19 protein-coding genes are annotated in these 23943 nt (G+C 45.3%); 5 read left to right on the top strand and 14 right to left on the bottom strand.

The annotated features are described in order from the left end of the window. Nucleotides 1–62: 62 nt before the first annotated feature. A complete protein-coding gene (locus ACJJI5_RS16680; protein ID WP_445354685.1) occupies nucleotides 63–932 on the top strand; it encodes an alpha/beta hydrolase in 870 nt (289 codons plus the stop codon). A 68-nt stretch (nucleotides 933–1000) separates the two neighbouring features. Here the strand turns inward: ACJJI5_RS16680 and ACJJI5_RS16675 are convergent, their stop codons facing one another. The 7 genes from ACJJI5_RS16675 to ACJJI5_RS16645 form a co-directional block, all read right to left on the bottom strand. Beyond that, nucleotides 1001–1588: an endonuclease dU gene (locus ACJJI5_RS16675; protein ID WP_444897982.1), complete on the bottom strand. Its 588-nt coding sequence runs from the start codon at nucleotides 1586–1588 to the stop codon at nucleotides 1001–1003. Next, nucleotides 1588–2148, bottom strand: coding sequence for a DUF1415 domain-containing protein (locus ACJJI5_RS16670; protein WP_444897981.1), 561 nt, complete (start codon nucleotides 2146–2148; stop codon nucleotides 1588–1590). Before ACJJI5_RS16670 ends, ACJJI5_RS16675 begins: the two co-directional genes overlap by 1 nt. A gap of 8 nt (nucleotides 2149–2156) precedes the next feature. Further along, a complete protein-coding gene (locus tag ACJJI5_RS16665) occupies nucleotides 2157–2690 on the bottom strand; it encodes a DUF2058 domain-containing protein (RefSeq protein WP_445354684.1) in 534 nt (177 codons plus the stop codon). 134 nt (nucleotides 2691–2824) lie between these two features. Next, nucleotides 2825–3919 (bottom strand): PaaI family thioesterase, encoded by a 1095-nt coding sequence (locus ACJJI5_RS16660; protein WP_413662716.1) that lies wholly within the window; start codon nucleotides 3917–3919, stop codon nucleotides 2825–2827. A gap of 123 nt (nucleotides 3920–4042) precedes the next feature. After that, the gene (locus ACJJI5_RS16655) at nucleotides 4043–5512 is read right to left on the bottom strand and encodes an alpha/beta fold hydrolase (protein ID WP_445354683.1); all 1470 of its coding nucleotides are present in this window, start codon (nucleotides 5510–5512) and stop codon (nucleotides 4043–4045) included. Nucleotides 5513–6351: 839 nt separating this feature from the next. Next, complete coding sequence (locus ACJJI5_RS16650; protein ID WP_445356324.1) at nucleotides 6352–6708, bottom strand: alpha/beta hydrolase-fold protein; 357 nt, start codon at nucleotides 6706–6708, stop codon at nucleotides 6352–6354. Further along, nucleotides 6684–6860 (bottom strand): hypothetical protein, encoded by a 177-nt coding sequence (locus tag ACJJI5_RS16645; RefSeq protein ID WP_444897979.1) that lies wholly within the window; start codon nucleotides 6858–6860, stop codon nucleotides 6684–6686. The genes ACJJI5_RS16650 and ACJJI5_RS16645 overlap by 25 nt, the downstream gene beginning before the upstream one ends. A gap of 968 nt (nucleotides 6861–7828) precedes the next feature. Here ACJJI5_RS16645 and ACJJI5_RS16640 point away from each other — a divergent pair. From ACJJI5_RS16640 to gnd, 3 genes are all read left to right on the top strand, one after another. Further along, complete coding sequence (locus ACJJI5_RS16640) at nucleotides 7829–8344, top strand: RNA polymerase sigma factor (RefSeq protein WP_444907717.1); 516 nt, start codon at nucleotides 7829–7831, stop codon at nucleotides 8342–8344. Nucleotides 8345–8662: 318 nt separating this feature from the next. Then, nucleotides 8663–11650, top strand: coding sequence for a TonB-dependent receptor (locus ACJJI5_RS16635; RefSeq protein WP_445354682.1), 2988 nt, complete (start codon nucleotides 8663–8665; stop codon nucleotides 11648–11650). 1248 nt (nucleotides 11651–12898) lie between these two features. After that, nucleotides 12899–14419 carry an NADP-dependent phosphogluconate dehydrogenase gene (gene gnd, locus ACJJI5_RS16630; RefSeq protein ID WP_445354681.1) on the top strand — a complete coding sequence of 507 codons (1521 nt, stop codon included), beginning with the start codon at nucleotides 12899–12901 and terminating at the stop codon, nucleotides 14417–14419. 60 nt (nucleotides 14420–14479) lie between these two features. On the opposite strand, the gene rdgC is transcribed toward gnd, so the two are convergent. The 7 genes from rdgC to ACJJI5_RS16595 all read right to left on the bottom strand — a co-directional run bounded on the left by rdgC (nucleotide 14480) and on the right by ACJJI5_RS16595 (nucleotide 22488). Then, nucleotides 14480–15472, bottom strand: a complete 993-nt coding sequence (gene rdgC / locus ACJJI5_RS16625; RefSeq protein WP_445354680.1) for a recombination-associated protein RdgC — start codon at nucleotides 15470–15472, stop codon at nucleotides 14480–14482. A gap of 187 nt (nucleotides 15473–15659) precedes the next feature. Further along, on the bottom strand, nucleotides 15660–16784 hold the full coding sequence (locus ACJJI5_RS16620) for an alkaline phosphatase family protein (protein ID WP_445354679.1): 1125 nt from the start codon (nucleotides 16782–16784) through the stop codon (nucleotides 15660–15662). A 172-nt stretch (nucleotides 16785–16956) separates the two neighbouring features. Next, the gene (locus ACJJI5_RS16615) at nucleotides 16957–19314 is read right to left on the bottom strand and encodes a TonB-dependent receptor domain-containing protein (RefSeq protein ID WP_445354678.1); all 2358 of its coding nucleotides are present in this window, start codon (nucleotides 19312–19314) and stop codon (nucleotides 16957–16959) included. 284 nt (nucleotides 19315–19598) lie between these two features. Then, on the bottom strand, nucleotides 19599–19937 hold the full coding sequence (locus ACJJI5_RS16610) for a hypothetical protein (RefSeq protein ID WP_413662708.1): 339 nt from the start codon (nucleotides 19935–19937) through the stop codon (nucleotides 19599–19601). A gap of 10 nt (nucleotides 19938–19947) precedes the next feature. Then, nucleotides 19948–20469, bottom strand: coding sequence for a hypothetical protein (locus ACJJI5_RS16605; RefSeq protein WP_444917752.1), 522 nt, complete (start codon nucleotides 20467–20469; stop codon nucleotides 19948–19950). A 90-nt stretch (nucleotides 20470–20559) separates the two neighbouring features. Next, entirely contained in the window at nucleotides 20560–21654 is a 1095-nt protein-coding gene (locus ACJJI5_RS16600) for an alpha/beta hydrolase family protein (RefSeq protein WP_445354677.1), read from the bottom strand. 435 nt (nucleotides 21655–22089) lie between these two features. Next, complete coding sequence (locus ACJJI5_RS16595) at nucleotides 22090–22488, bottom strand: VOC family protein (RefSeq protein WP_444897970.1); 399 nt, start codon at nucleotides 22486–22488, stop codon at nucleotides 22090–22092. Between the two features lie 364 nt (nucleotides 22489–22852). Here ACJJI5_RS16595 and ACJJI5_RS16590 point away from each other — a divergent pair, with 364 nt between their 5' ends. After that, nucleotides 22853–23929, top strand: coding sequence for a bile salt hydrolase (locus tag ACJJI5_RS16590; protein WP_445354676.1), 1077 nt, complete (start codon nucleotides 22853–22855; stop codon nucleotides 23927–23929). The last annotated feature ends 14 nt before the right edge of the window (nucleotides 23930–23943 follow it).

Here is a 23943-nt window from a genome sequence, read left to right as displayed (position 1 = left end):
TTTTGTTGGTAGCGAATTTTTTCTTAAAGCAATATTGAGTATAAAATTAAACTAGGTTAAATATGATTAGAGCTATTCTGCTGATAGCCATTCTGGTGCTGTCTAATTCACTAATTGCAAAGCCCCTCATTACCAAGGTTTCTGAATCTTTTGAGTTAAGTGGATCTAAAATATATACAGTTGACTCTGATATTCTCAAACGCAAATACGACTTGTACGTGAAGTTACCATCAGGTTACTCGAACGATGACAATAAAAATAAGACCTACCCGATAATTTACCTTAATGATGGGCCTCATACATTTAAGGTTGCCTCGGGTGTTACACACTTTAAGGATATGGATAAAGCCATCGTAGTTGCTATTTCATTCGCTCACGGAGAAAACGGACAGTATAGTCGAGTTCGAGATCTCACGCCCGTAGTCGATAGTGGGTGGAAGCGTTTTACAACTGGTGGAGCCAGTAAGTACTTACAGTTTATTGAAAAAGAAGTAATGCCCTTTATTGAGGGGAGCTTTAGGGGGGATCCCACACGTAGGATTCTTTCAGGTCATTCACTGGGTGGATCTTTTGGTGCTTGGGTATTACTTACCAATCCACAGTTGTTTTCCACTTATATCCTGACAAGTCCTTCTCTTTGGTTTAAGGATGAAATGATCTTTGATTTGGAGGATAAATATGCAAGCCATAACAACACACTGCCTGTAAACGTCTATATTGCCACTGGCGCTTTGGAGACAATACAAAAGAGCCACATGCGTAATGATATGGTAGATGAGCATAAGAGATTTCTTGCTAAGTTACAGTCGCGTAATTATCGTGGATTAAAGCTTAGTGGAGAGGTGGTGAGCGGTACGGACCACTATTCCACTTTCCCGGTGGGGTTGGCAAAAGGTTTAAGGTGGGTATATCAGGATTTGTGGGCAATATAATAATTCTCGCGGTAAAAGATGAGCTATAGCTGCCCGCGACAAATGGTAGATCTGTTATGCTATTGGAATTATGCGCATTTGCCACTTTGTCCGGTCATTACTGCCGCGCCAATCATATGAGCTAAACGTAGAGCTTCAGGGACATACCCAGTGTCAGTGGTTTGCTCTAACACCTGGGCGGCAATCTCCGGTTCACATCCCTGCACTTGAAAATGGAAGTTATTGTAGTTATGGATACTCCCAGCTTTCATCAAGGTTTCTTTACGCAGTTGATAGTCAGGAAAATTTTGCAGCGCTTTATCAATGGCTTGAATGTCTGGTGGTTTTCGCATTAACGCGATACAAGGGCGCTGTAAGATATCGGCCAGCTTGGGTAGATCAATAATATTGAAACCACCCACTGCTACTCCATCGGTCAATACGACATTTACCTGGCTGTAGAATTTACTTTCTTTCAGCAGTGTGGCAAGTGTTTCTGTAGCTTCCATCCCATCTTTGCTTACCTGCCCCCAAAGCATTCCCTCAAAGCGAGTTTTGGTGCAGACAATACCGCTTACTTTTACCGGCGCGCCCCTTCGTTTTTCAAAAGGGGCGTCATCAAAACCGATAACTCGGATCTGCTTCCTTAATCGTAATAATTCTGCCAGAGACTTCATTATTTCTTGTTGCCCTGAAGAAATAAGTAGGGAAATAACTTTAGTTTTTCCTCATGGCTTAATGATTCCATACGACGGATATTATTTTCTGGAATACTCTCTGGATCTGGATATAGATCAATCATTTTTTCCAGGTTTTCTTCTCTCAGCAGGTGTAAGATAGGATAGGGTGCGCGATTAGTTAGGTTTTCCGCATCGGCGGCTGCAGTGCCAGAAAATTGATAATCTGGGTGGAAGCTGGCTAATTGATAGGTGCCTACATAGTCGTTGCGTTCCAGTAACCACTCTGCTAAATCCAGGAACTGGTTGTAGTCGCTGAATTTCCCTAGGTGATTAGGGATAATCAATAAGGTGGTAAGCAATTCAGATTCCGAAGTGGTATCGAGCCGACGTAATTCCGACAATAGATCACTGAGTAGCGCCTCGTCTCCTGTGGCAGGACTCACCTTGAGTCGAATTTGCCCTGCACGCAGAGGTTTGCGTGCGAAAGGGCAGAGGTTGAGACCGACAACTACATCAGTAAGCCATTGTTCTACCGCCTGAGTAACAGCTTTTTCCATTTGACTGCTTACCACATAAGATCATCGGGGATCTGAAAGTCTGCATAGGGATCATCTTCATCTACCACTGCTGAACTTTCAGCAGGCCTGATTACGATATCGCTATTGCGCTCCGCAATTTTTTCGGCAATAACCCGTGGAACCAACTCAAATTGTTCTCCCTGGACAACAATCATCAGGCGCCCCGCAATCAAGTGATCCCTTAATTCTTCGCTGACATAGATGGTTTTGATTTTTTTGTCGAAAGTGAAGTTATAAGTAATTTCACCAGTATAAGGTTGGCGATTTTTTTCCACCAATTGCTTGATTTGCGCGGCAATAGCTTTCTGCTGTGCAGCCGCATCGCGCTCAGCATTGAGGGCGCGATCACGAGCGGCTTTCTCTGCTTGAGCCTTTTGTGCTGCTAGCTTTGTTTCATCAATCTGGGGTTGTGAAGACTTCTTCGCAACTTTCTGTTGCTTCCGTTTATCTTTGCTGATTTGTTTGGCTTTCTTTTTATCGACAAGTCCTGCTTGGAGTAGTTGGTCTTGCAATGAGGCCATAGTCTCTTCCCCGTGAAAGTCTAAAGTTTCGGCAGCCTTTACAGGTATGCCTGATCAAATTTTCACCAACCATATGGGTTGATAGTTTGTGAGGGTATTTTACCTGAAGATGGTCCAACTACCGCTAAAGATTTTTATGGTGTCCAAGGCTTACCGGAGGTAGCAGTTGCGATGATTTCATCGGGTTCCTTGCCGTCACTCAGCATTTGAGCGCCCCCTGGAATTACCAGGGCTGAGCCAGTAGCAATAGCCACCCGCTTGCCACTGGGAGTATCAATGTTGCAAGAGGATACCCTCAGCTGCCGGCCGCGGTGGAGTACCTGCGCCTCCAGAATCAAGTCGCCACTGTTGAGCTTGGCTGGGCGAGCAAAGCGGATATGCATGTCCAGAGTAGCGAATATAGATCCTGCAGGCAGTGTGGAGTAGACCGCGCCTCCCATGGTGAAATCTGCGGCCCATGCCAAAAGTCCACCATATATAGAAAGGGTCCCATTGGAGAACCAGGGAGAGGAGGGCATAGTCGAGATACAGCGACCATTTTCAACCTCTATTGCGCGGTAACCTGTGAGCATCCAGATAGGGTGAGTTCGCCCCTCACTAATCGTGGTTCTCTGCAATTCGATAGGGACTTGCTCCGGTAAGTGTGCCATGTCGCAAAAGAACGTTTTTGGAGGAGGGCGAAGATAAGGGTCAGGTGTATCTGTTGGTCCTAGGTCGGGAATTGGAAGCTCCTGATCTGGGTTGACTGGAAAGTCGGCAATAAGGCAGCGAGTGCTACCGAAAGCGAGGGTTCTCCCCTCCTGATCGTTAATCTGAATACTTGAGAGCCCCACCTGGTTGCCTGAATGAACGGTCGTAGCTCTACCAACAATATTTTGTGTACTGCTAGTGATGGGTCGAATAAAGCACATATTTAATTCTGATGTGCTCAAGACTTTACCAGCGGGCAAGGTTGTCCATATTGCGGAGGCCAAGGGGGCGTCTGCAAACATGGCATAGATCCCACCCCAATAGATCCCGGTCCCATCAGCTAGCCACGGCGTAATAGGCATAGAATAGGTGGCCTTACCAAGGCCGGCCTCGGTGGGAGTCATACCCGTTAGTCGCCAAAAAGGGGGCCCGGGTAAGCTGCCGCGAATGTAACGTTTAAAGGTGTCGAGACCAGGTTGCTGCAACGCCCTGAGGTCACAGATGGCACCACGATGGACTTCGTCGGTGATATTGGTCATCCCCCAGCCTCCAGTTGCTTCTAGGACAAGGGTAATGTGAGGGTTTGTTGGATGCGAAAAAGGGAGAAAGCTGCGGAAGAGTCTTTTACCCTAACAGCGCAGCTATCGATCGGCGGATACTGGTTATGGAGCTAAGTTGGGTAGTTTGGCTACGATATGGGTATTCGGGATAGGCTGCCCTTCCATAAATAGGTTTATCGCATCCTGGACTTCAGGGGAAGCCATTAATAAATTATGCCCTGCATTTTCGACTGTTATTTTAGTGGCGTTTTTGAACCCTGAAATGGCTTCATATTGACCTTCCAGGTAAGTTCTTCCGTCCAAGGTCCCGCTAAATAGTAATACCGGAATATTGCTGACTGGCTTTTCCCGAAATTTATCCCCAAGATCCAACTCTGGCGCTAAATTATCGTAGTGCAGAGAGAAATTTAGGTAGTCTTTCAGTAGAGATTTTTGTGCCTGCTCTACAACCTGTGCTTTACGCTTCATATCAATTCCAGAGGCTATATCCATCGCCGTAGGCATCGGGCGCAGGGATATGGGTATGCCTGGTTGCAGAAATTCATCGGGGAAGTAACGTCTGGGCACCTTGTCGAAACTTAATGTAGCTCCTTGGTCCAAATCGCGATAAAACCTGAGTAGATGGCTGACACTTTTAGGGTCCGCAATGAATGCCGAGGCTAGTTGTTGCATATCCCTACGCTGTAGGAGGGATTCGACTTCCCTGCCATCCCGTTGAGGGATTTTAATTTTCAATGGTTGTGACTCAAGTTTTTTATGGACTCGGCTTATAAGTGCTTTAATATCTGGATAGGCTTTTTTTGCTGCGGGTTGCTGATTGATTGCCTGTTGTAGACGGTTTAGATAGTAATCTGTTCGGGCGGGCAGCTTGATGGTTTGGTCCAAACCCTCTGCACTGGATAAAATTAGCTTATCAATAGAACCTTCGATCTCCTTTACCGCTGCCAAAGAGAGATGGCTTCCATAAGATGTTCCCCACAATACTATTTTCTCTGCACCCAAATGGCTCCGTATGGCATCAAGATCTCGGGCATTTTCGAGAGTATTATAGGCATTTAGGTTTACACCAGTAAGCTCCCAAAAGTGTAAGCACTCTTTTAGGGCTTTGCGGTGGTAGTTGATATACTGGGTATCGGTGATTGGTTCAAGGGAAGGTACAATTTGCTTGGATTCACAATTGGGAAGGTCATTGGAATGGCCGCTACCACGTTGATCTAATGCGATAACATCACCAAATTGTCGCAACGCCATAAACATATCAAAGCGATAGTTAACGGCCGTAATTCCTGAGCCACCAGGGCCGCCTGCCAGGTAGATTATTGGTGGACCCACTTTCTTTCCTGTTGCAGGAAACCTTACATATTGGAGGGTGATATTACGGCTATCTTTCTTAGTGCGATCTTCTGGAACCTCAATAAAGCCTTGATAGCCCTCTGCAGTTTGTTTGCTCCATGTAGTAAGGGTGTGCGGTTTTTCATTGTTAATGGACTTTGCTGATCCGCTGACAGGGCTCAGTGATAGCATTATTATTAGCGGAGCTAAAAGATGTGCTTTTTTGGCGTTATTTTTCATTGTTTCGATACTTCCTTATTGTCGAACTTAGGCGAATGTTATTGTTTTAGATTGGGCTCTTATTTTCAAGTGGATAAAAAGTTTATTCGAGAGCCCATGGGGCTTTTCTCGATATAGATACCTCGTGAATATCGGTAATATAAGCTATTAACCTCTCACTAGGGATTTCGGTTTAATTGGGCTGTCAGACAGAAGTCCGAAAAATAGACGGTGGATGTTTAAACCCCAGTGCTAATGGGTTTATGGGGTCCGTGCAAGGTTATAATCATTGATAGGCAACATTGCTACTCCATGAAAGCTAGCTTGCCTTAAATTCACTACGCGGAAATTAAGCTCTTGCTCTAAAATAACTAGAAAATGGTTCTACGCCTGGGCTGGCAAGTGTTCAGGTATTATGGGTTGTTATAAAAATCATTATGCTCAGATTCATGGGTTGCCTCTGGTGTAGATATTTTACCTGAAGTAGGGTATCTGAGGGAGAATCGTATGGCGATTTGAAGTTTATCATCCCTAGATAATAGCTTTGGTAAAGTGAGGCTATAGTGTCAATGAAAAAATGCCAGCTATAACAATAAGGATAGCCTTTTTATCTTTGGTTTGTTTATCACACCTATGAAATTTTTATAAATTTTAGTGGTTGCATCCGTTGATATAAAAGACCTTTGTATTAATGAAACTGTCATCTATTAGTTTACGTTACTGTTGCTCTTGCATGATTGTTTTGTATAGGCAGCCCAAGTCCTGAATGGCAGTAGTTGGAAATGAAGTGCCATGATTTGCTTCTGGAATAATGAACAGTCGGGAGCTTACCTCTAGCCTTCTTCAATGATTAATTTTCTTTAGGGCTGCCTCGCTCCCCTTAACATGTCGTTGCGAGTTTGGCTTTTTTCTGGAGTTTCTATAGCACCAACTTCAATAAACACCTTTCGGTGATTAGAGCTGGGAGTAGCTTTCACATTAAGGATTCTTGCACGATCGTGCCACACCGATAGACTGCTGAGGATATAGTTATCAAAGCCGCTTGGCCTGGTAAGCAACATATATGTGCCAAATAGCTCGCCTAGAGAGTGCCCTATAAACGTGTGTCCACTGTCAAATAGGCGATATGATCTTGCTAGGAGGGGCAAAATGACGTCATGAATAAAAGTGGCATGCTCATAGGCCTTGCCAGTTAAATATTTCCAGTTTTTATCGATGATGGGGGTAAAGTCCCGAATACGGCTGGCATGATTTTTGACCCTTTTGAGTAAGATAGTCCAACTAAAATGACTTCCTGCAGTTTGCCTAAATCCATCGCCACTTGAGTTGTACCTGAAGTGGCCTGAAAGGCTGAGTCTGCATCTGTCATAAGCACTAAAGGATATCGTTAGTCGAGGGTACTTTCGTAACTCTTAGGTAACTTAACGTAAAGTGAATAGGACCTAGTACTGATAGGATCTTTAACTCCAGGCTGCTGCTTCGAGGAATTTGGAACGGTGAGATGTCTGCGTTCACTGAAAGTGGAGGGGCTGAACAAAGGCTGAGGGTGCAAAACAAGGTTGCTTAGGACCCTATCAGGGCTTTAGCACGGATAAAACGCTTGTACTTTTTGTATAGTGGCTTGACAGGCTCTATAAACGAAAGTGTCATTTTCTTTCCCAGTTGCGACTATGCCGGCGTGAACAAAAAGTCAGGAAAGTACTCTAGCATATAGAAATGATTCATCTTGAAAACTGTTCGCATAAGATTTATTCAAAAGATAGCAATTTTTTTTGTAATAAGATAAAGAGTATGAAGCTCTCAATGTTTCTGTGGAAGTGTAAAAATCTACTTTACTACTACAAAAACGGAAGAAGTAAGTAATTCTATTTTTATATTTCGTAATGTAACTTTTTCATATCTACAATTATCCAAGTACTTGTTCCATTTTCCCCTCTTTTATTTTCCCTCCTTTTGAAGGTTAATAGTCTACGATTTGATTAGCCTTTAGGCGCTGAAGTTCATAGTAATACCTCTCTATGCTTGTAATTTAGGCGTTACTTTTTTCCAACCGCTGGAGGTGGTCGTTTATCGTATGTTTTTTGTCTACTCCCTGTGTTTTTAGGGGAAGTTAACTTTAGTAAAACTAAAGACTTATATCGGTTTAGCTAGTTGATACTCGATTTTGAAAAAAAGGCTGGTTTTGTACTACAAAAATAATTTGACCAAAAAATAATTGATCGATGGTTTGTTTTGTTCATTGTCTCTAGAGAGCCTCTGTAAGTTGTACTAAGTATTGCAAAATTTTCCAGAAGCTCAGGGAAACCGGTCGGTCACACGAGATGGTTCACTAGAAAAATGGAAAACTTTTATCAGGATGATGTGACGCAGTGGGTTGGTGAGTATGGATTGGATTTGAAACGTTACTTTTCTTCCCGAGTTAATCTATCTGATGTTGATGATCTAGTTCAGGAGGTTTTTATTCAGTTATATATTCGTATCAAAAAGTATGGAGGGCAAATCGAAAACCCAAGAATTTACATTTATGCCATGGCAAGAAACCTTTTGATTAGTCATGGTAGGCGTCAAAAGTCTAGGTGTGGAGGGTTACATGACTCTATTGATCACAAAGTCGACATCCCTTACATGATTAGTCCGGAACGGACGGTGATGGGAATACAGGCTTATACCCGAGTGCTGGAAGCTATTTTAGGATTGCCGCCAAGAGCTGGTACAGCTTTTCGCTATCATCGCTTTGAGGGAATGACTTATCAAGCGATTGCGGAGCAAATGGGAATCTCTAAAGATTCGGTTAAAGAATTAATACAACGTGCTTTGACTAAGGTTAGGCAGGTGGCAGAGGAAGCCCCTTGATGGCGCAAAATAGGTCATATTGTGCTGTAGGTTGCGACCTTCTTTCGAGTAGATGTCTAACGGGACAATAAGCTCAACTAGAAATTTTTTGGTGAGTGATTCTGCTAGCGCTGCGCTAGAGTTTTGGCTTTTTAGTTCTAACTGTTGCAGCTTTCGAAATATTTAGTTAATAATTCTGCTTTAGCCCCCAGAAAATCAAGTTTATTTTTTATCCCCCCTTTCTTTTAGCTCTCGCGTCTTAAATGTTGTTGAGCCTGAAATAGGTTTATATCAGGTCAATAACCCAATAATACCGACAATAAAGAGAGACGTAGTGTGATGATGAAACCTGTCAAAAAGAAAACATTGATTGCACAAGCGATTTATCAATCTGGACATTCATGCCAAATTACTCCCTGGTACAGCTCTATTGTTGCCTCTTTGGCATTTGCAGTTGTTCCTACCATTTCCAGTGCCCAGGAGAGTGAAGAAGGTAAACACCCAAGACAGGTGATTGAGGAGATCACGGTTACTGCGCAGAAGATTGAAGAGAGTATTCAAGATGTGCCCATTGCAGTATCTGCACTCAGTGGTGACAGTATGGATGACCTTAAAATTGAGCGGGGGGAAGAGTTGCTACGAGCTGTCCCAAATGCCAATTTTTCTAAATCCAACTTCAGCACCTATAACTTCTCTATTCGCGGTATAGGCACTAAAGCTGTTTCTGCTGCTTCAGACCCGGCGGTTGCTGTGAGCTTTAACAATGCTCCTTTAATTCGCAATCGATTATTTGAGCAAGAATTCTTTGATGTGCAACGGGTTGAAGTCTTGCGTGGCCCCCAAGGTACACTTTATGGCCGCAACGCGACAGCTGGCGTAGTTAATATGTTGCCAATTATGCCTGGAGATGAGTTTGCCTCTGAGATCAAGGCGGAGGTGGGCAGTTATAACACCAAGCGCGCCAGCGGAATGTTTAATATGCCATTGGGGGAGACCATGGCGTTGCGTTTCTCCGGGGCCATGACTAAGCGTGATGGTTTTGATTACAACACTTATACCGGTAACGATGTTAATGACCGCGATCTATATTCTACTCGTGCAATCTTTGAGTGGGAGCCCAGTGAATCCTTTAGTGCCAATTTAATATGGCAGCACTTTGAAGAAGATGATCGGCGCTCACGAACGGGCAAGCAACTTTGTACAAAAGATCCAGGCCGAACACATATTGGTGATACTGAACTAACAGGCTTTACGCCAGTGTTTTTTAGTCAGGGTTGTCTGCCTAGCTCGATTTATAGTGATGACGCTTACAGCGCACCCAATGCCCAGGGTTTTGCGAGCGTTTTGGCTACCGGGTTAATTGTCACGAGCTATGGCCAGGTTATTGACTGGTTTACTGACCCTTATGCGAATTCAACGCAGTCACGTGATCTTCGTAAAATTGAAACCAGTTATGATCCGGTATTCCGCGCAGAGAATGACTTAGTGCAACTGAACTTCGAATGGGGCCTGACAGACTCTCTCACATTTTACTCTCAGTCGACTTATGCTAAGGACGATTACTATTCATCCCAAGATTATAATCGTTATGTTTCAGACCCCATCTTTAATGATGGGGGTAATTTAGAACCTACACCGGGGGGAGTTTTTACTGATCCACAGTTGGGACCCTCTGAAGGACTGTTGGCGGTTGATATTAGTCGATCAGATAATAAACAGTGGAGCCAGGAATTCCGATTGCAGACATCTTTCGATGGTCCTTGGAATTTTTCAGTGGGCACAAACTATTTAGACTTTAAAACCCAAGATGACTATTTTGTATTCAATAATATATTTAGTATGGTGGCGCAATATCTATATAATGCCGACCGCGATGAAAATTTCAACTTAGTATTTCAAAACTGTACTGATCCAGAAGTAAATGTTGGTTCAGATTGTATTTATGTTGACCCTAACTCGATAGAAAACATTGATGAGGAAGGACATAACTATTTCTTGAGCCGAAATTTGGTGGAAGTTAATTCTTGGGCATTATTTGGTGAAACTTATTGGCAAATTAATGATGATGTAAAGCTAACTACCGGCCTTCGCTATACAAATGATCGCAAGCGCTCTACTCCGGTACCCAGTCAGCTATTGTTAGGTACTTTTTATGATCCGGTAACGGGGGAAGTCTCCTCCGGTGAAGTCTCCGGGGGGCTTGTCCATCGAGGCTATCCGGAAGGTGATCCGGTTACGCAGAACTGGAAGGAGTACACCGGGCGCGCAGTTTTGGACTGGAGGACGGATCTGCCTTTTACGGATGAAACTATGCTCTATATGTCCTTTGCCCACGGCTACAAAGGGGGTGGTACTAACCCTCCCCGAGCCGAGGTTGATCCAGCAATAGTACAGTTTCAGCCTCTGGAAGATTCTTTTGAGCCGGAGTTTGTCAACGCAATTGAGTTTGGCAGTAAGAACATTCTTTTCGATGGTAGCTTATCGCTTAATGCTAGTGCCTTTTACTACGATTATACTGACTATCAAGTCTCTCAAATTGTTGACAGAATTTCTCTCAATGAGAATTTTGATGCGGAAACTATGGGGCTTGAGCTTGAGCTGGCTTGGCAGCTTACAGATGCAACACGAATAGATATGAATTTAGGGTACCTAAAAACCCGAATTGCAGATGGAGAGGAGTCTGTTGACGTGATGGATCGTACTCAGGGCAATGAAGATTGGGTACTGGTTCGTCCTAGCATCCAGGTGCCGTCTAACTGTATTGCACCTGTGGATTTAGTTGAAACGGTTATGGCTGCGCCTAATATTTTTGCTATTTGGTCGCTTTGTGCAGGTTCCGCCCAGTATGGTTCATTCTCTCCAGAAATCGAAGTCTCGGATGCATTGCGCCATGATATCAATTATGGAGTCGATCCCTACAACCCGCTAACCGATGCACCTAATGGGGGGCGTGGTTTTGCTGCTGATTTAAGTGGAAATGAGTTACCCAACGCACCACGTTTCACCGTTAATTTCGGAGTGGAACATACGATTCCTATTGAGAATTGGGATTTAACTCTACGAGCAGATTACTACCGCCAGTCGGAAAGTTATGCTCGTGTATATAATACTGAGTATGATCGTTTGAAGGCTTGGAGTAATCTCAATGCTTCAGTTAGCCTCAGCAATCCTGACTCTGATCTATATATGCAGCTGTACGTGAAGAATATTTTTGATGATGCGCCTATCACTGATATGTTCACTAATAGTGATGATTCAGGTCTTACTACTAATGTGTTTACATTAGAGCCTCGTATTGTTGGCTTAAGTGTTAGCAAAGGGTTTTGATTAATCCAGTGGAATCTGTGATTCATTGTTTAGATTTGATTGAATGAATATCTAGGTTGGTGAGAGGATTTCTTGCCAACCTATTTTTGCATTTTTATTGATGTCTTCTGAAATCTGGCGGTCTTGGCTTTAGGGGCGCTGCCAGTTTTCGTACTGCATATGAGTTTTGGGTTACAAAAATAGTCATTGATTATTGTTGGCAGGTATATAAATTAACTGTTTCCGTAATGCTAGTGTTGTTAGCATCTAGGGCTATTAATTAAGGCGGGATAGACTTAGAGGCTGTATAGGTGAAATGAGAGCTTGTTGAAATTACACTATTAATTTCCCTCTAGTTGTCTGAACCTGCGCTGGGAGTTTTGGCGCTGTTGAAGGTAGTTTTTCCATTTGGCTGATTCAATGATCTTATGAGGTCTCCAGCATATTCACCGGCGGTCGACTTAATAAGTCTATTTTTAATGACCATGGTATTGCTCATGCACTTATAGGATAAATCGTGAGGATCCATCTTGCTGAAAAAATCAATTTATTTTCATCGCTTACTTCTTGCTTTCAGTAAGGTTAAGAGCTTTTATTTTACGCTTTGCTGTAGTGAAGCGAATATTGAAATGCCAGTATCGAGGTGTCGGCGATAAACCCTGAAAGACCAAATAATGGATTGATTGTATTTTATGATTTATTTTAATGTTGGCTTTCATTGGTAAGTAAGCTCAGTAAAGTAGAGTGTCCAAGGTCATCCCTCTTAGTCAAACTCCCCAATAATATGTGTTTTATTTTATTAAATTTCAATTCAATCGATAAAATGGATTTATGGTGGATTAAGTAGTTGTGATGGAGAATTATGGGCTAGTAAAGATAGTGCCACTTACGGTGCATGGGAAACCGGCTACGTTATCGTTAGGAAACTCAGCCTCATCGGAAGAGATTTCCCCAATTAGCGTATTGGGCGGATATGTCCTTGCTCTTACAGTTCGTTATCAGCTTTTCTTATAAAGCGTAATAGACTTGAAATAACTTATGGAGCTCTGGTGTCGGGGCAATTGAATTGCCGGTTGGCACCAAAAGATAAAATACACCAGGTTGGGAGTATTTGCCCATAGCGGACCACCTGCTATCGGCTTCTACACCTTGTAGGCTGTATTTGCTGCCCTCAAGGCAATTTTGTTTGGTTTTTGCTCTCCCTGCTCCAGATTCATATTGCTATACTCCGCGCCCTTGAAAGCCCCCTGTCTTTATATGGAGAACTTGATGTCTGATTCACAGTGCGATATTGGCTTTATCGGCGCCGGTGTGATGGGTAAGAACCTGATCCTGAACCTGGCCGACAATGGCTATAGGGTCTGTGCCTTTGATTTGGATCACAACCGGCTGAATGCGCTGCTGGAGCAGGACAAGAAAGAGCGTGGAGACCAGCCTGCGCGTGTTGAAGCCTGCAACTCTTACACAGAGCTGTTGGCGAAGGTTAAAGCCCCGCACTTGATTATTCTCTCGGTTCCGGCTGGAGCCCCCGTTGATGACGTATGCAGCAAGCTGCTCGATGCGGGCTTGAAGGCTGACGACATCGTTGTTGATACTGGTAACAGCCTGTGGACCGACTCTGTAGAGCGGGCTAAACGGTATGAAGGCAAATTGATTTTCTTCACCACCGCAGTATCCGGTGGCGAAGTGGGTGCTCGTTTTGGGCCATCCCTTATGCCCAGCGGCGACCGTTATGCCTGGAGTCGTATTGAGCCAGTTTGGCATGCTATTGCCGCCAAAGTGGATAAAGCCAGCGGCCAGCCGATTGAGCGCTTTGAGCCTGGCAACCCGGTTCGCGAAGGTGAGCCCTGTGCGGCTTATATCGGCCCGATAGGCTCAGGCCACTATGTGAAGATGGTGCATAACGGTATTGAATATGCCGATATGCAGATGATCTGTGAGGCCTACCATGTGATGCGCACGGCGCTGGGTATGGCCCCAGAGGAAATTGCAGAGGTATTCCGCGAGTGGAATCGAGGCCCGCTGAACAGCTATCTGATCAATATCAGTGCGGAAGTGCTCTCTACCTTGGACTCCGTGACAGAACAACCGCTGGTAGACGTTATCCTCGACCGAGCAGGGCAAAAAGGTACTGGTCTCTGGACAGCCATGAGCAGTCTGGAAGTGGGCTGTCCGGCTCCGAGTATTGCCGAAGCGGTTTACGCCCGTTCATTATCTACCCGGAAGGTATTGCGCACCCGCGCAGCGAAGAAGCTGCAAGGGCCTGAGTTGACACCAGTGGCTTCAGAGCAACGGGAAGAGGTGATTGCACAGCTACACGACGCTCTCTACTGCGCAAAAATCTGTGTTTACGCCCAGGGCTTCGATTTGATGAAGCTGGCTGCGCGGGAGCAGGGATGGCAGTTGAACTTCTCTGAAATTGCCAGAATTTGGCGTGCAGGCTGCATCATTCGAGCAGTGTTCCTGCAATCTATTAGTGATGCTTACGATCGAGATTCCAAGCTTTCCAACTTGCTGCTGGATGATTTCTTCACCCAGCAGATTGCCGATCACCAGGCCAACTGGCGCCAAGCGGTGGCGAGCGCCACTCTGAATGGTATTCCGGTACCGGCCCTGTCATCGGCGCTCAATTACTACGATGCCTTCCGCACCGAGTCGCTGCCGGCGAACCTGCTACAAGGACAGCGGGATTTCTTTGGAGCCCATACCTTTGCGCGTGTGGACCAACCTGAGCAGCGCAAGTACCACGTTCAGTGGACCGAACCAGGCCGCCCAATGGTTGAGATCTGATTGATGGGGTAGGGGGGAGGTGATACGTGCCTTTCAGGTACGCATCACAATGTGAGTTCCCTAAAGAACGACCTCTTCTACCTCTTTGGCCAGGGCCTCCACCTCTTGGCGGCTGGCTTTGGCCGCCAGTTCCTCTACGCTAGCTGACTCGGTGTTGACGCCACCGAAGGCAGAGAGCAAGTCCTTGGTCAGGGCTGAGATTTCCAGAGTCATCACCGCAAAATCTGCATCAAATCGCTGGGCTGCACTTTCTGCATCGGCACTATCGGCCTTCTCCAGAAGCTCGTCACTGAATTTGATGCGCTTTAGGGACAGCTGATCATCTACCAGGAATTCAACGCCCCCACGCCAGGTCAGTCCCAGCTTGTGCACTTGTAGTCCCGCCACCAAGTGATTATGAATTTCCTCGGCACAGAGGTCCTGGTTTTTACAGCGGATAACACTGCCGCTGTCTTTGGGATCGCGCAACTCGCATTCGTGGCCAAAATCAAATTGAAGCGGTGCTTCAGGGGCACTGAGCCAGTGGGTCATCGTTTGCTGAGGCAGGTTCTTAGCGGAGAGTGGTACCACGGCAAGGCTACTGATAGCCTCGCGGAGGTTCTCCAGCAGTTCCTCGGCGGCGGAGGCAGAAGAGGCGTCAACCACTACCCAGCCATCCTGAGGTGCAATATAGGCATATTGCAGACGGGAGCGAGCGAATGCCTTGGGGCGCATTTCAAGGAGAATCTCGTCTTTAAGGTTTTGCCGCTCCTTGCGACCTACCTGCCTGGCTTCTTTTTCAGAAATAGCTTGTGCCAGCTCTTCAACTTTCTCATTGACTACCGCAGCAGGAATCACTTTTTCTTGCTTCTTAGCACAGACCATTAGGTAGCCATTCGTTGCGTGCACCAACTGGCTGCCGTGGCGCCCTAGTGGAGGCACCCACCCATAGCGAGTGCTGTCCTGACTGCCACAGGGAACAAATGCATGGGGCTCCAGCAATTCGTTCAATTTTTCAGCATCCAGGGAAAATTCTTTCGTCAAACGATAAATACGGAGGTTTTTAAACCACATACATCAGGCCATCTGTTTTCAGTTGCGAGTGCGGCCTGCATTATGCGGAAACCGGGGCGGGGCAGCTAGAGCCTGTTAACACTTAATTGATGGGTTCTTTAAGTTGTTATCAAGCTCCAGAATATTACTGGTCCAAGGCGGTGAAAATTTGTTCAGCCGAACTTGTCAGGCCTGGCTGAACAAAGGTTTATTTGAGAATACTGTCTATTGCTTTGCCACTATCCTGCGAGAACTCTTCTGACTTATGGCCGAGCAGTTGTAGTGCGGTTGCGGCTATCTGATCCTGAAAAATGGCTTCTCCCCTGGATACTTCTCCCAAGGCCTTAATGTCTGGGCCCAGTGCGGCAATCCAGATTTCATTGGAGCCGGGTATACCCGCTTTGTGGGGGTGATCTTCTTTACCGAAGTATTGGGTCAGTGCAGGGCCACTGGCGTGGTGCGGCCAGGATTCAGCGGTGTTGCCACGCCCGTGGTCAACGGTAATGAGTAGGTTGGTATTGTCTCGGTATTGATCAAGAGATTGCAGTGTCTGCCAGAGTTTGGCGAGTATCATGTCGCTCCGATGTGCGGAGTGGAGATACTGGTGATATTCCTCATCGTGGGCAAAATCGTCGGTTTCACCCAGGGCAATGTACATTACCTTGGGCTTTTTGCTAATTAAGTACTCTTTTGCAAATCCATAGGTAAATGCATCGGGCCGCACGTTTTCCCAGAAAACCGGCAGTTGCCCCTGCAAGTCATTGAGAAACTCTGCTCTTTGGCTCAATTTTGGCCAATCGGCAGCTTCCAGGCCCGCGTTAATGTAAATATCACTGCGATCACGATTAAGTATCGAGGAGAATACTCCCCAGCTACCGAATGCAGCGATTTGGCCTTTGTACTCAGATTTGCTGTTTAGCCACTCGAGAAAGGTGGTATTGGCATTGGGAGTTGGATCGTTACTATGGATTTTGGGGTCGGCGGAGCCGGTTAAAATCTCATTATAACCGGGATAGGAAAACCACCAGCTATTGGTAACTTGTGCTTTAGACCCCTTGTCGCGATTGCCAATTAAAACCCCTTCTTTAGCCACTATTTGCCAGATAAAAGGCAATAATTTTTGACGTTTTTCGATGAGTGAATCGCCGTGAAAGTGATTGATAAGGTCTTGTTTATTTTCAGTGAACTCTGTGTGGTTGAGAAGTTCAGGGTCATAACCGGAGAACACTTCCTGCCAGCGCAAGCCGTCGATAGTAACTAATACGAGGTTGTCTGCGGCAAGGGATTGAGTAGAAAGAAACAGGGTCAGGATTGCTGTAGTCAATCTGTTCATTGAAAGAGCTCTTTGCATATTTTTGGATTATTTATATTTGTCGCAAATAATCAAAATTATTTTTCGACTATATTTATTATTTATTGCACTTTATTTTTGAATCTACTGCTTGACTAAACATACGCACAATCGGCTAGCATTTCCAGCCGATTGTGTGGCTGCCAAAAAAATCTTAGAAATCAATAGTTGCAGAGAGTGAGGCTGTCCGTGGAGCACCTATCCAAGCGCCGCCAGAGACGACAGTTCCTAAGTAATCCTCATCCAGTAAATTATTTATCACTAAATTCAGGTTGGCTCCCCGTAGTGCCGGGCTAAATTCTTCCAGATTCATGCCCAGGTAGGCATCGACAACTATATAGGAGTCGGCTGTCCAGCTATTGTCTAAGTCGACAAAGCGATCTCCGGTAAACTTACTGGAGATGCCGCCGTAAAATATTTCAGAATTCCAGTCCAGGCCAATCACATAGAGTTGATCAGCTATTCCGACTACGTCATTCCCTGGTGTTATTCCTTGAGTTTCATCTACTGCTGAGTTTCCTGAGCCAATATAGGTAGTGTCCAGCAGGGTATAGGATGTATAGAGATTTAGAGTTTCTGATAAATCGTAGTCCAGGAAAAGTTCCAGACCATCAGATTCGATTCCGCCGGCATTAAAATAGGTCCCATTGGTACCTATCAAATAGTTATTACCTGCGGAAGTATTGTTATCCAGGAAAATGATTCGGTTTTCAAAATCATTTTGAAAATAGGTGGCAGTTGCCGAGAAATTATCGGCGGTATAGCGAAGCCCGAGCTCTGTGGTCTCTGAGGTTTCCGGTTCGATATTGTCGAGATCTGAATCGGGCCGCTCTAATACGCTGTCTCCAATCGCCTTAAAGTTTTCAGCGTAGCCTGCGAACAGCTCTGCACCTTCCAGAGGTGTTTCCCAAATCAAACCGGCGGAGAGCAGGATGTCTGAGTCAGAGTCAACACTTGCATCGGAAGACTCCTGAAATAGATCTTCCCTTTCAACATCGACAAAGAATTGCTTGGCGCCCAGTGTCAAAGTGAGAGTGTCGATGGTCAGGGAGTTCTGTAAATACCACTTTGTGTTGGTTGAGGGGTAACTGCGGTCGTATTGAACCCAGTAAGGTGTTGAATTGAAACTGGCACCTTGAGTTGCATCAGTGACTTTGTGCCAATCGCGGTGTTCGTCACGGGTGGAGTCTTCATACCAGAGGCCGCCTCGTAGCTCATTGTCCAACCCGGCGATGGTGGTAGCGTATGTAAAGTCTAGAGTCAGTCCGGCACGCTCTTTTTCATAATGAGTGTGCCGATAAGACATTGCGGGTATGGCGCCCTCTGCATAGCAATCTGGATTGTAGGCTGGTCCTGAATCGCCATAGATATTGGTGACTGACGCTGTACATGTTTCATCGTAAGTAAGGGCATTGCCATTGGCATCAACAAAATAAATGATGCCCGACTGGCTACCGCCATAGGCAGTTGAGCCGCCGAGGAACTCGGACTCGCCCTGTTCGCTGTCATCTGTAATATCAACCAGGTAAGGGGGCACCCAGTCCCCACGGCCTTCGTTGCTGTGGTAGTAGAGTCCGGCCTGTAGATTGAATGAGTCTGTCAGGTCAAAATCGAACTGGGTGTAGGCCAGCAGGTTCTCGCGTAAGGTAGACCAGCCACGGCGATAGAGTTGATCGATATAGGGAATACCGGACCAGTTGCCGGTAAGGAAATCGTTTTCAGGGTACTCTTCAAATTGGGCGTCCGAATAGACTCGTTGATAATTATCTTCGTGGATATCGTCGTAAGATAGGTAGGCCTTAATGGTACCAGCTTCCAAGTTGGTCACTAGTTTTGCCGCGATATGCTCTCGTTCATTCTCAGCAGTTTCAGTAATCCAGTCGGTCGCTGCCTGGTTAGAGTATGAGATCCAGGCTTTGCTGTTCCCGGCAAAAATACCAGTGTCATAGCGAAAATATACTCTCTGTGCATCAAATTCGCCTGCGGACAGTTCTATTCGACTGCGCTGTGTGTCCAAAGGATCATCAGTGCGATAATCAATAGTGCCTCCCAGGGCTTCGCGGGAACGTGAAGCGATATCTGAAGTACCCTGTGATACTTCTACTGAACCGATATTACCCGGATCAACAAAGCGGTTTGCTTTTGAGCCTCCACCATAATTCGAACCGCCATTGGGAATACCATCGATGGTAGTGCCAATTTGCTGTTCATCTAAGCTGTTAGTAAATCCGCGAATACTGATATTGGTTGACCAGTCGTCAAAGCCGTAAGTATCTCCTTCATTGATTGAGACACCGGGAAGGTTATCGATCAATGCATTAACGCTGGTGATAGAGGACTGTTGCTTGCGCATTGCCTCAGATACTTCGCTGCTGTTAAAAGTGCTACCGGAGCCCAGAACCATTACTTCTTCAATTTGTGCGTTGCTGAGGTCTTCAGCGGTCACGGGACTGGCACTCATTATTGTGGCCACTGAAATGGCGGCTGCCAGGTAGGTCTTTTTAGTATTCATCGGGATACCCCAGTTTGTAGTGATTCAGCAAGTGTTAACCAGCCTGGTTAGCGGCTTGGGTTATTTGCGCGCGTACATTGACGCGTCTTGATGAATAATTCTTTACAGGGGGGTTAAACTCTTTTTACCCGTTGGTGAGTGCTCAATAAATCCTGAGAGCCAGAAACATGAGCTGTTTCGGACTGACTGAATAGAGTCCTTGGTAGTGGGGGTGATCCGGTGAGTAATCTTGATTGAGTGTAGAGGGGGAGGGCTGAGTTACCCCAGCCCAATTTAAACAGAAATCAGATAGCAGCTTTCAAGGAAATGCCGGTGCAAGCTTCAATTGTTCCCCAGAGAACTCCCAGAACTGCATTCCAGACTTTTTCGATGGTAACTAACAGGAGTCCACGTAAGGTGTTGGCGAAGTTCTTAGCCATATCCTCCAGGGAGTCGAGAAAGTAATCTTGCAGGTCGCCAGATATTTCATCAGATGCAATTGCTTTAGCAATCATTTTTGTTTGCTGAGCCATTGCGGATAACTGGCGCTCGGAAAATCCCCTGAGTTCAGAAATATCACTGTTAATTACCGCAGAAGCTGCCCCTTTGATATCGGCAACGAGTTGGTTAACGTCAATAGACATAGTAATTTCCTCAGCGATTCAGAAAAGACTCATAGGTGAGTGCTTGGTCCATGGAAACAACAATTTCATTTTTGAATAGAGAAACAGCGGTTGCGTTTAGGCCCTTATCTTCATCTACCGTGCGCATCATGTTCAAACTCTCTGAAATTTTCTCCAGTGACGCAACACTGGGGGGTTCCCGCTCAAAGCTAATATTCCTGCCAGAGGATTCCAAATAGTTGTTAATCTTTTTGAGTAGTTTACTTTCAGGCGCAGGGCGGGTTTTCGATTGCATTGCCAGCGCATCTACTTTGCCGATCAATGCATGGTATCTCTCATCTCTTTTTGAGTAAGAATCTTTGTTGGTTCCACTGGAAACTGAAGAGAAAAATTCCATTATCTCTACATTGACAGTGGTTAAATCGGAGTATAGCGCGGCATCATAGCGCGGCGCCATTTGTGAGCATCCGCTAACTAGAATGGTAAGAAAGGCTAAAACTGCAAAGATTGCTATTGGCTGCCTTATCATGATCGCTCCCTCTTTAATTTTCATTTTAATAGTCCTGCTCGGCCCTCTCCAGTCGCCGGAAGGGGGCTGAGGTATAGATACATTTATTTCTGATTTGGTCGTCTGGGTACCCCTTTATACCGGTTCCAAAATCTCGTGCGAGGTTGGCGAAATACTGGGATCATTTTGCTTTTCAAAGTAAGTCAGCAGTAAGCGAACAGCCTCCTGATTATCGAAATATCGGGAGTGAACTCGAGCTGCCAATTTGTCCGGAAAAGTACCGTAAGACCCGATAATTCTCTCATAACAGTGGTGGCGTGCTGGGACCGCAGAACCACTGGCAAACCAGTCTGAGTGAGACTTGATATCAATCCACTCGATTAGATCTTTTCTTTGTGACAGTTGCTCTACTTCATTCTGCAGCCAAGGAGCTTGCTTACCCAGAACTTCGATTAGGGACCCCATTGTTAGGATACGGATTGGTTTACCGATTGGCGGAAGATCGGCAAAAAGGTCTACAGTAACAACACTGCCAAAACTATGTCCGACAATTGTTACGGAATCGTAGTCGTATAGTTTAATACTTTTTTCGAGCTGTTCTCTGACCCGTTGGATAATCTCAAAGCGGACTGCAGGCTTGCCCTTGGCCGCCGGCTCATTGGTGAGATAGCGCTTACAAAAGTCAGAAATATCTACTAGTAAGGCAACCGGCATAACGGCAACAACGGCAGTAGCAATCAGCCAGATCCGCCAGCCCCCTATATACTCAACACCTTGCTTGAGCTGTTGTACTGCGGGATAAAACGGGCTGTCACTGGTGGGCTCAACAGCTTCGACAAACAAAATGATGGTACCAATGTACCAAACAATAAAGGCTAATGCTGAAAGGGTTAGACCAAATGTCAGGTACTTTCGTTTAAGCACCCCTTTCCAAATATGGAGGTTGGCCAGCCAGAACCAGATTAGGGAGAAGCCTCGGGCTAAGCGGACTTTCAGGCTCTGCTGGGTAATGCTAGGAACTAAGTCGTTCCAGTAAGCTTCAACCAGGTCAAGCTCCTGTTTACCGTTGACCCTCAGGCGGTTGATGCCGGCGGGGACGGTAGGATCAGAAATCTGAGTGAGAGGCATACGCTCACTGGCTGCGATCATTCCCTCGGTGAACTCTGACAGTTGGGCGGTGCTGGTGACTCGTGTCAGTCCGGGCACCAGCATAATTAAGCTTCTTCTCATTGTTATTCCAATTGGCTCTATTCTGGAGATATAACCTTCTGCCAAGGTTTGCTCCTGCCTTTGTTTTTTCTGTGTGAAAATCGTTTCAGTAAGTGAGTATTTCCATATATAAGTACGCTAGCCAGTAGCTAGCTACGGTGTATCTCAGTGGTGAAATTTTGTGCGATGGCCAGCTCTATACTAACCGAAGGACATTGGATATAGGTGCATGTCAACTGAATGTTACTCGATTTATATGTGATACAAAACGAGATGTAAATATAGAAAAGAAAAAGATTTATTGATTGGGAGAGGAAAAGCCGCTTCGTACTTCTTTTCTTAAATTACTTGTCGGAAGTTATTTCATCGCGGTTAAGGGGGTAGACTAGCGAAGGTGAAGATCTGTCGCTGCTTACACCGCACTCTATGGGGGAATCAGAAGCGACAGGTTAAAATTTACTCTACGGTTTCTTTTTGTAGTTCAACTAAAATAAATTCGTTGCCGTAGAGATCTTCAAAGTGGGCAAACTCTGCACCCCCTTCAGAAGTGGGTGGCTTGCTGAAGTGAACGCCATTTTTTGCAAGTTTTTTATATTCTCTGTCAAAATTATCTGTATAAATAACGGCACAAGGCTGCCCTGCAGTTTGTGCTCCCACTTTCTTTTGCTGGCTTTCAGAAGTTGCCTGAAGTAACCATATACCCATATCTTTTTGTGCCGGAAGTCGAATATGAACAAATCGATGTGGTGCTGCTTGAGAGTCAATAAATACTTCAAACCCCAATTTGTCACGATAAAAGGCAATAGCTTCTTCATAGTTGTTGACTAGGATTACCAGTCTGCCAATTGAGTTCATTAGGGGCTCCGTGATTGGCCTTATTGCTACTTCGATAAGAGGGGGCATTTCTTTCTGGTTAATAGGTGTACAGTTTTTCAAATAGTTTTTATTTGAGTGGCCTATACCAAAATGAATGCTTTTAGCGTGAAGCTGATAAGCTGTAAAAGTTTACTGAAGTTACAAGATATTTGAACTGTAAATGTTGAAAGCGGTGTCAGTTTCTGGACCTTTACGCCAAGGTTGCCAAGTATTGGAATGAAAGACAGTCTCACCATTGTTGGCCATCTATGATGGAAACCGGACTTTCTATTGTTTATAGCCGATTATAGTGACTGTAAACGATCAGTATATTAATTAATGATTTCGAGGGATGGTTGGTAAAGTGAAAAGGATTTCATGTTTTTCTAAAGCTATAAACTCCGTTATGGTTTTTGTTGTTGTAGTGCTGTGCCTACTCGAGCCCAGGTCTTCGATTGCTTGTACCCGAATACTCTATGAAACTGGTGATAAGACCTATATTACTGCCCGTAGCATGGACTGGAGTGATACCGATGCAGCTATGGCATTTTGGGTTTTCCCTCAGGGGATGGAGCGCAATGGTGGCTTGGGCCCAAAATCTATTACTTGGACATCGAAGTTTGGCTCAATTGTTATCAGTATTTACGATGCGGCTACAACTGATGGGCTCAATGAAAAGGGCCTCGTAGGCAACCTTTTATACTTGGCTGAGGCAGATTATGGGAGTGCTGCCGATAGGGATAAGCCGACTATCTCTGTTGGGGCCTGGTTGCAATACATCCTGGATAACTACGCAACGGTTGATGCTGCGGTAAAGGGGTTAAAGAGTGACCCATTCACTGTGGTTGGCGCAGACCTTCCCAATGGGAGACCGGCAAGTACACATATTGCAATTTCAGACCCCAGTGGTGATTCCGCTATTTTTGAATATCTTGATGGTGTGCTAAAGATCCATCACGGTAAGCAGTTTACGGTAATGACTAATTCTCCTCCTTATGATCAGCAACTGGCAATCAATTCCTATTGGAATTCAATTGGAGGCCAAAACTTTCTACCGGGTACAATTAGTGCGGCGGACAGGTTTGTACGGGCGAGTTATGCTTTAAAAACATCACCAGAATATAAAAAGTATCGCGATGCATTAGCATCCGCATTCTCCCAAATTCGTGCTGTCAGCGTGCCGCTGGGAATGGATGATCCAGATAAACCCAATATAGCCTCAACATTGTGGCGGTCGGTTATTGATCAAAAAAGTAGCCGCTACTATTTCGACTCTGTTATTAATCCATCAGTAATTTGGTTGGATATGGATAGTGTTTCTATTGAGCCGGGATCTAAAGTAATGACAATGAAATTAGATACTCCAATGGATACTGGTGGGGAAGTGGCATCTAAGTTGAGTCCTTCAGAACCCTTTAAGTTCCTCGCTCCAGGTAGCTGAATAAATACGATAAC

Source organism: Microbulbifer maximicatervae (SeqCode), assembly GCF_052467955.1.
Note: the sequence above shows the minus strand (reverse complement) of the source record. Positions and strands in the feature narration are given on the sequence as shown.

Coding starts and splice junctions, on each gene's coding strand:
- ACJJI5_RS16680 (WP_445354685.1), top strand. CDS start 63: ATGATTAGAGCTATTCTGCTGATAGCCATTCTGGTGCTGTCTAATTCA.
- ACJJI5_RS16675 (WP_444897982.1), bottom strand. CDS start 1,588: ATGAAGTCTCTGGCAGAATTATTACGATTAAGGAAGCAGATCCGAGTT.
- ACJJI5_RS16670 (WP_444897981.1), bottom strand. CDS start 2,148: ATGGAAAAAGCTGTTACTCAGGCGGTAGAACAATGGCTTACTGATGTA.
- ACJJI5_RS16665 (WP_445354684.1), bottom strand. CDS start 2,690: ATGGCCTCATTGCAAGACCAACTACTCCAAGCAGGACTTGTCGATAAA.
- ACJJI5_RS16660 (WP_413662716.1), bottom strand. CDS start 3,919: ATGACCAATATCACCGACGAAGTCCATCGTGGTGCCATCTGTGACCTC.
- ACJJI5_RS16655 (WP_445354683.1), bottom strand. CDS start 5,512: ATGAAAAATAACGCCAAAAAAGCACATCTTTTAGCTCCGCTAATAATA.
- ACJJI5_RS16645 (WP_444897979.1), bottom strand. CDS start 6,860: ATGACAGATGCAGACTCAGCCTTTCAGGCCACTTCAGGTACAACTCAA.
- ACJJI5_RS16640 (WP_444907717.1), top strand. CDS start 7,829: ATGGAAAACTTTTATCAGGATGATGTGACGCAGTGGGTTGGTGAGTAT.
- ACJJI5_RS16635 (WP_445354682.1), top strand. CDS start 8,663: ATGATGAAACCTGTCAAAAAGAAAACATTGATTGCACAAGCGATTTAT.
- gnd (WP_445354681.1), top strand. CDS start 12,899: ATGTCTGATTCACAGTGCGATATTGGCTTTATCGGCGCCGGTGTGATG.
- rdgC (WP_445354680.1), bottom strand. CDS start 15,472: ATGTGGTTTAAAAACCTCCGTATTTATCGTTTGACGAAAGAATTTTCC.
- ACJJI5_RS16620 (WP_445354679.1), bottom strand. CDS start 16,784: ATGAACAGATTGACTACAGCAATCCTGACCCTGTTTCTTTCTACTCAA.
- ACJJI5_RS16615 (WP_445354678.1), bottom strand. CDS start 19,314: ATGAATACTAAAAAGACCTACCTGGCAGCCGCCATTTCAGTGGCCACA.
- ACJJI5_RS16610 (WP_413662708.1), bottom strand. CDS start 19,937: ATGTCTATTGACGTTAACCAACTCGTTGCCGATATCAAAGGGGCAGCT.
- ACJJI5_RS16605 (WP_444917752.1), bottom strand. CDS start 20,469: ATGAAAATTAAAGAGGGAGCGATCATGATAAGGCAGCCAATAGCAATC.
- ACJJI5_RS16600 (WP_445354677.1), bottom strand. CDS start 21,654: ATGAGAAGAAGCTTAATTATGCTGGTGCCCGGACTGACACGAGTCACC.
- ACJJI5_RS16595 (WP_444897970.1), bottom strand. CDS start 22,488: ATGAACTCAATTGGCAGACTGGTAATCCTAGTCAACAACTATGAAGAA.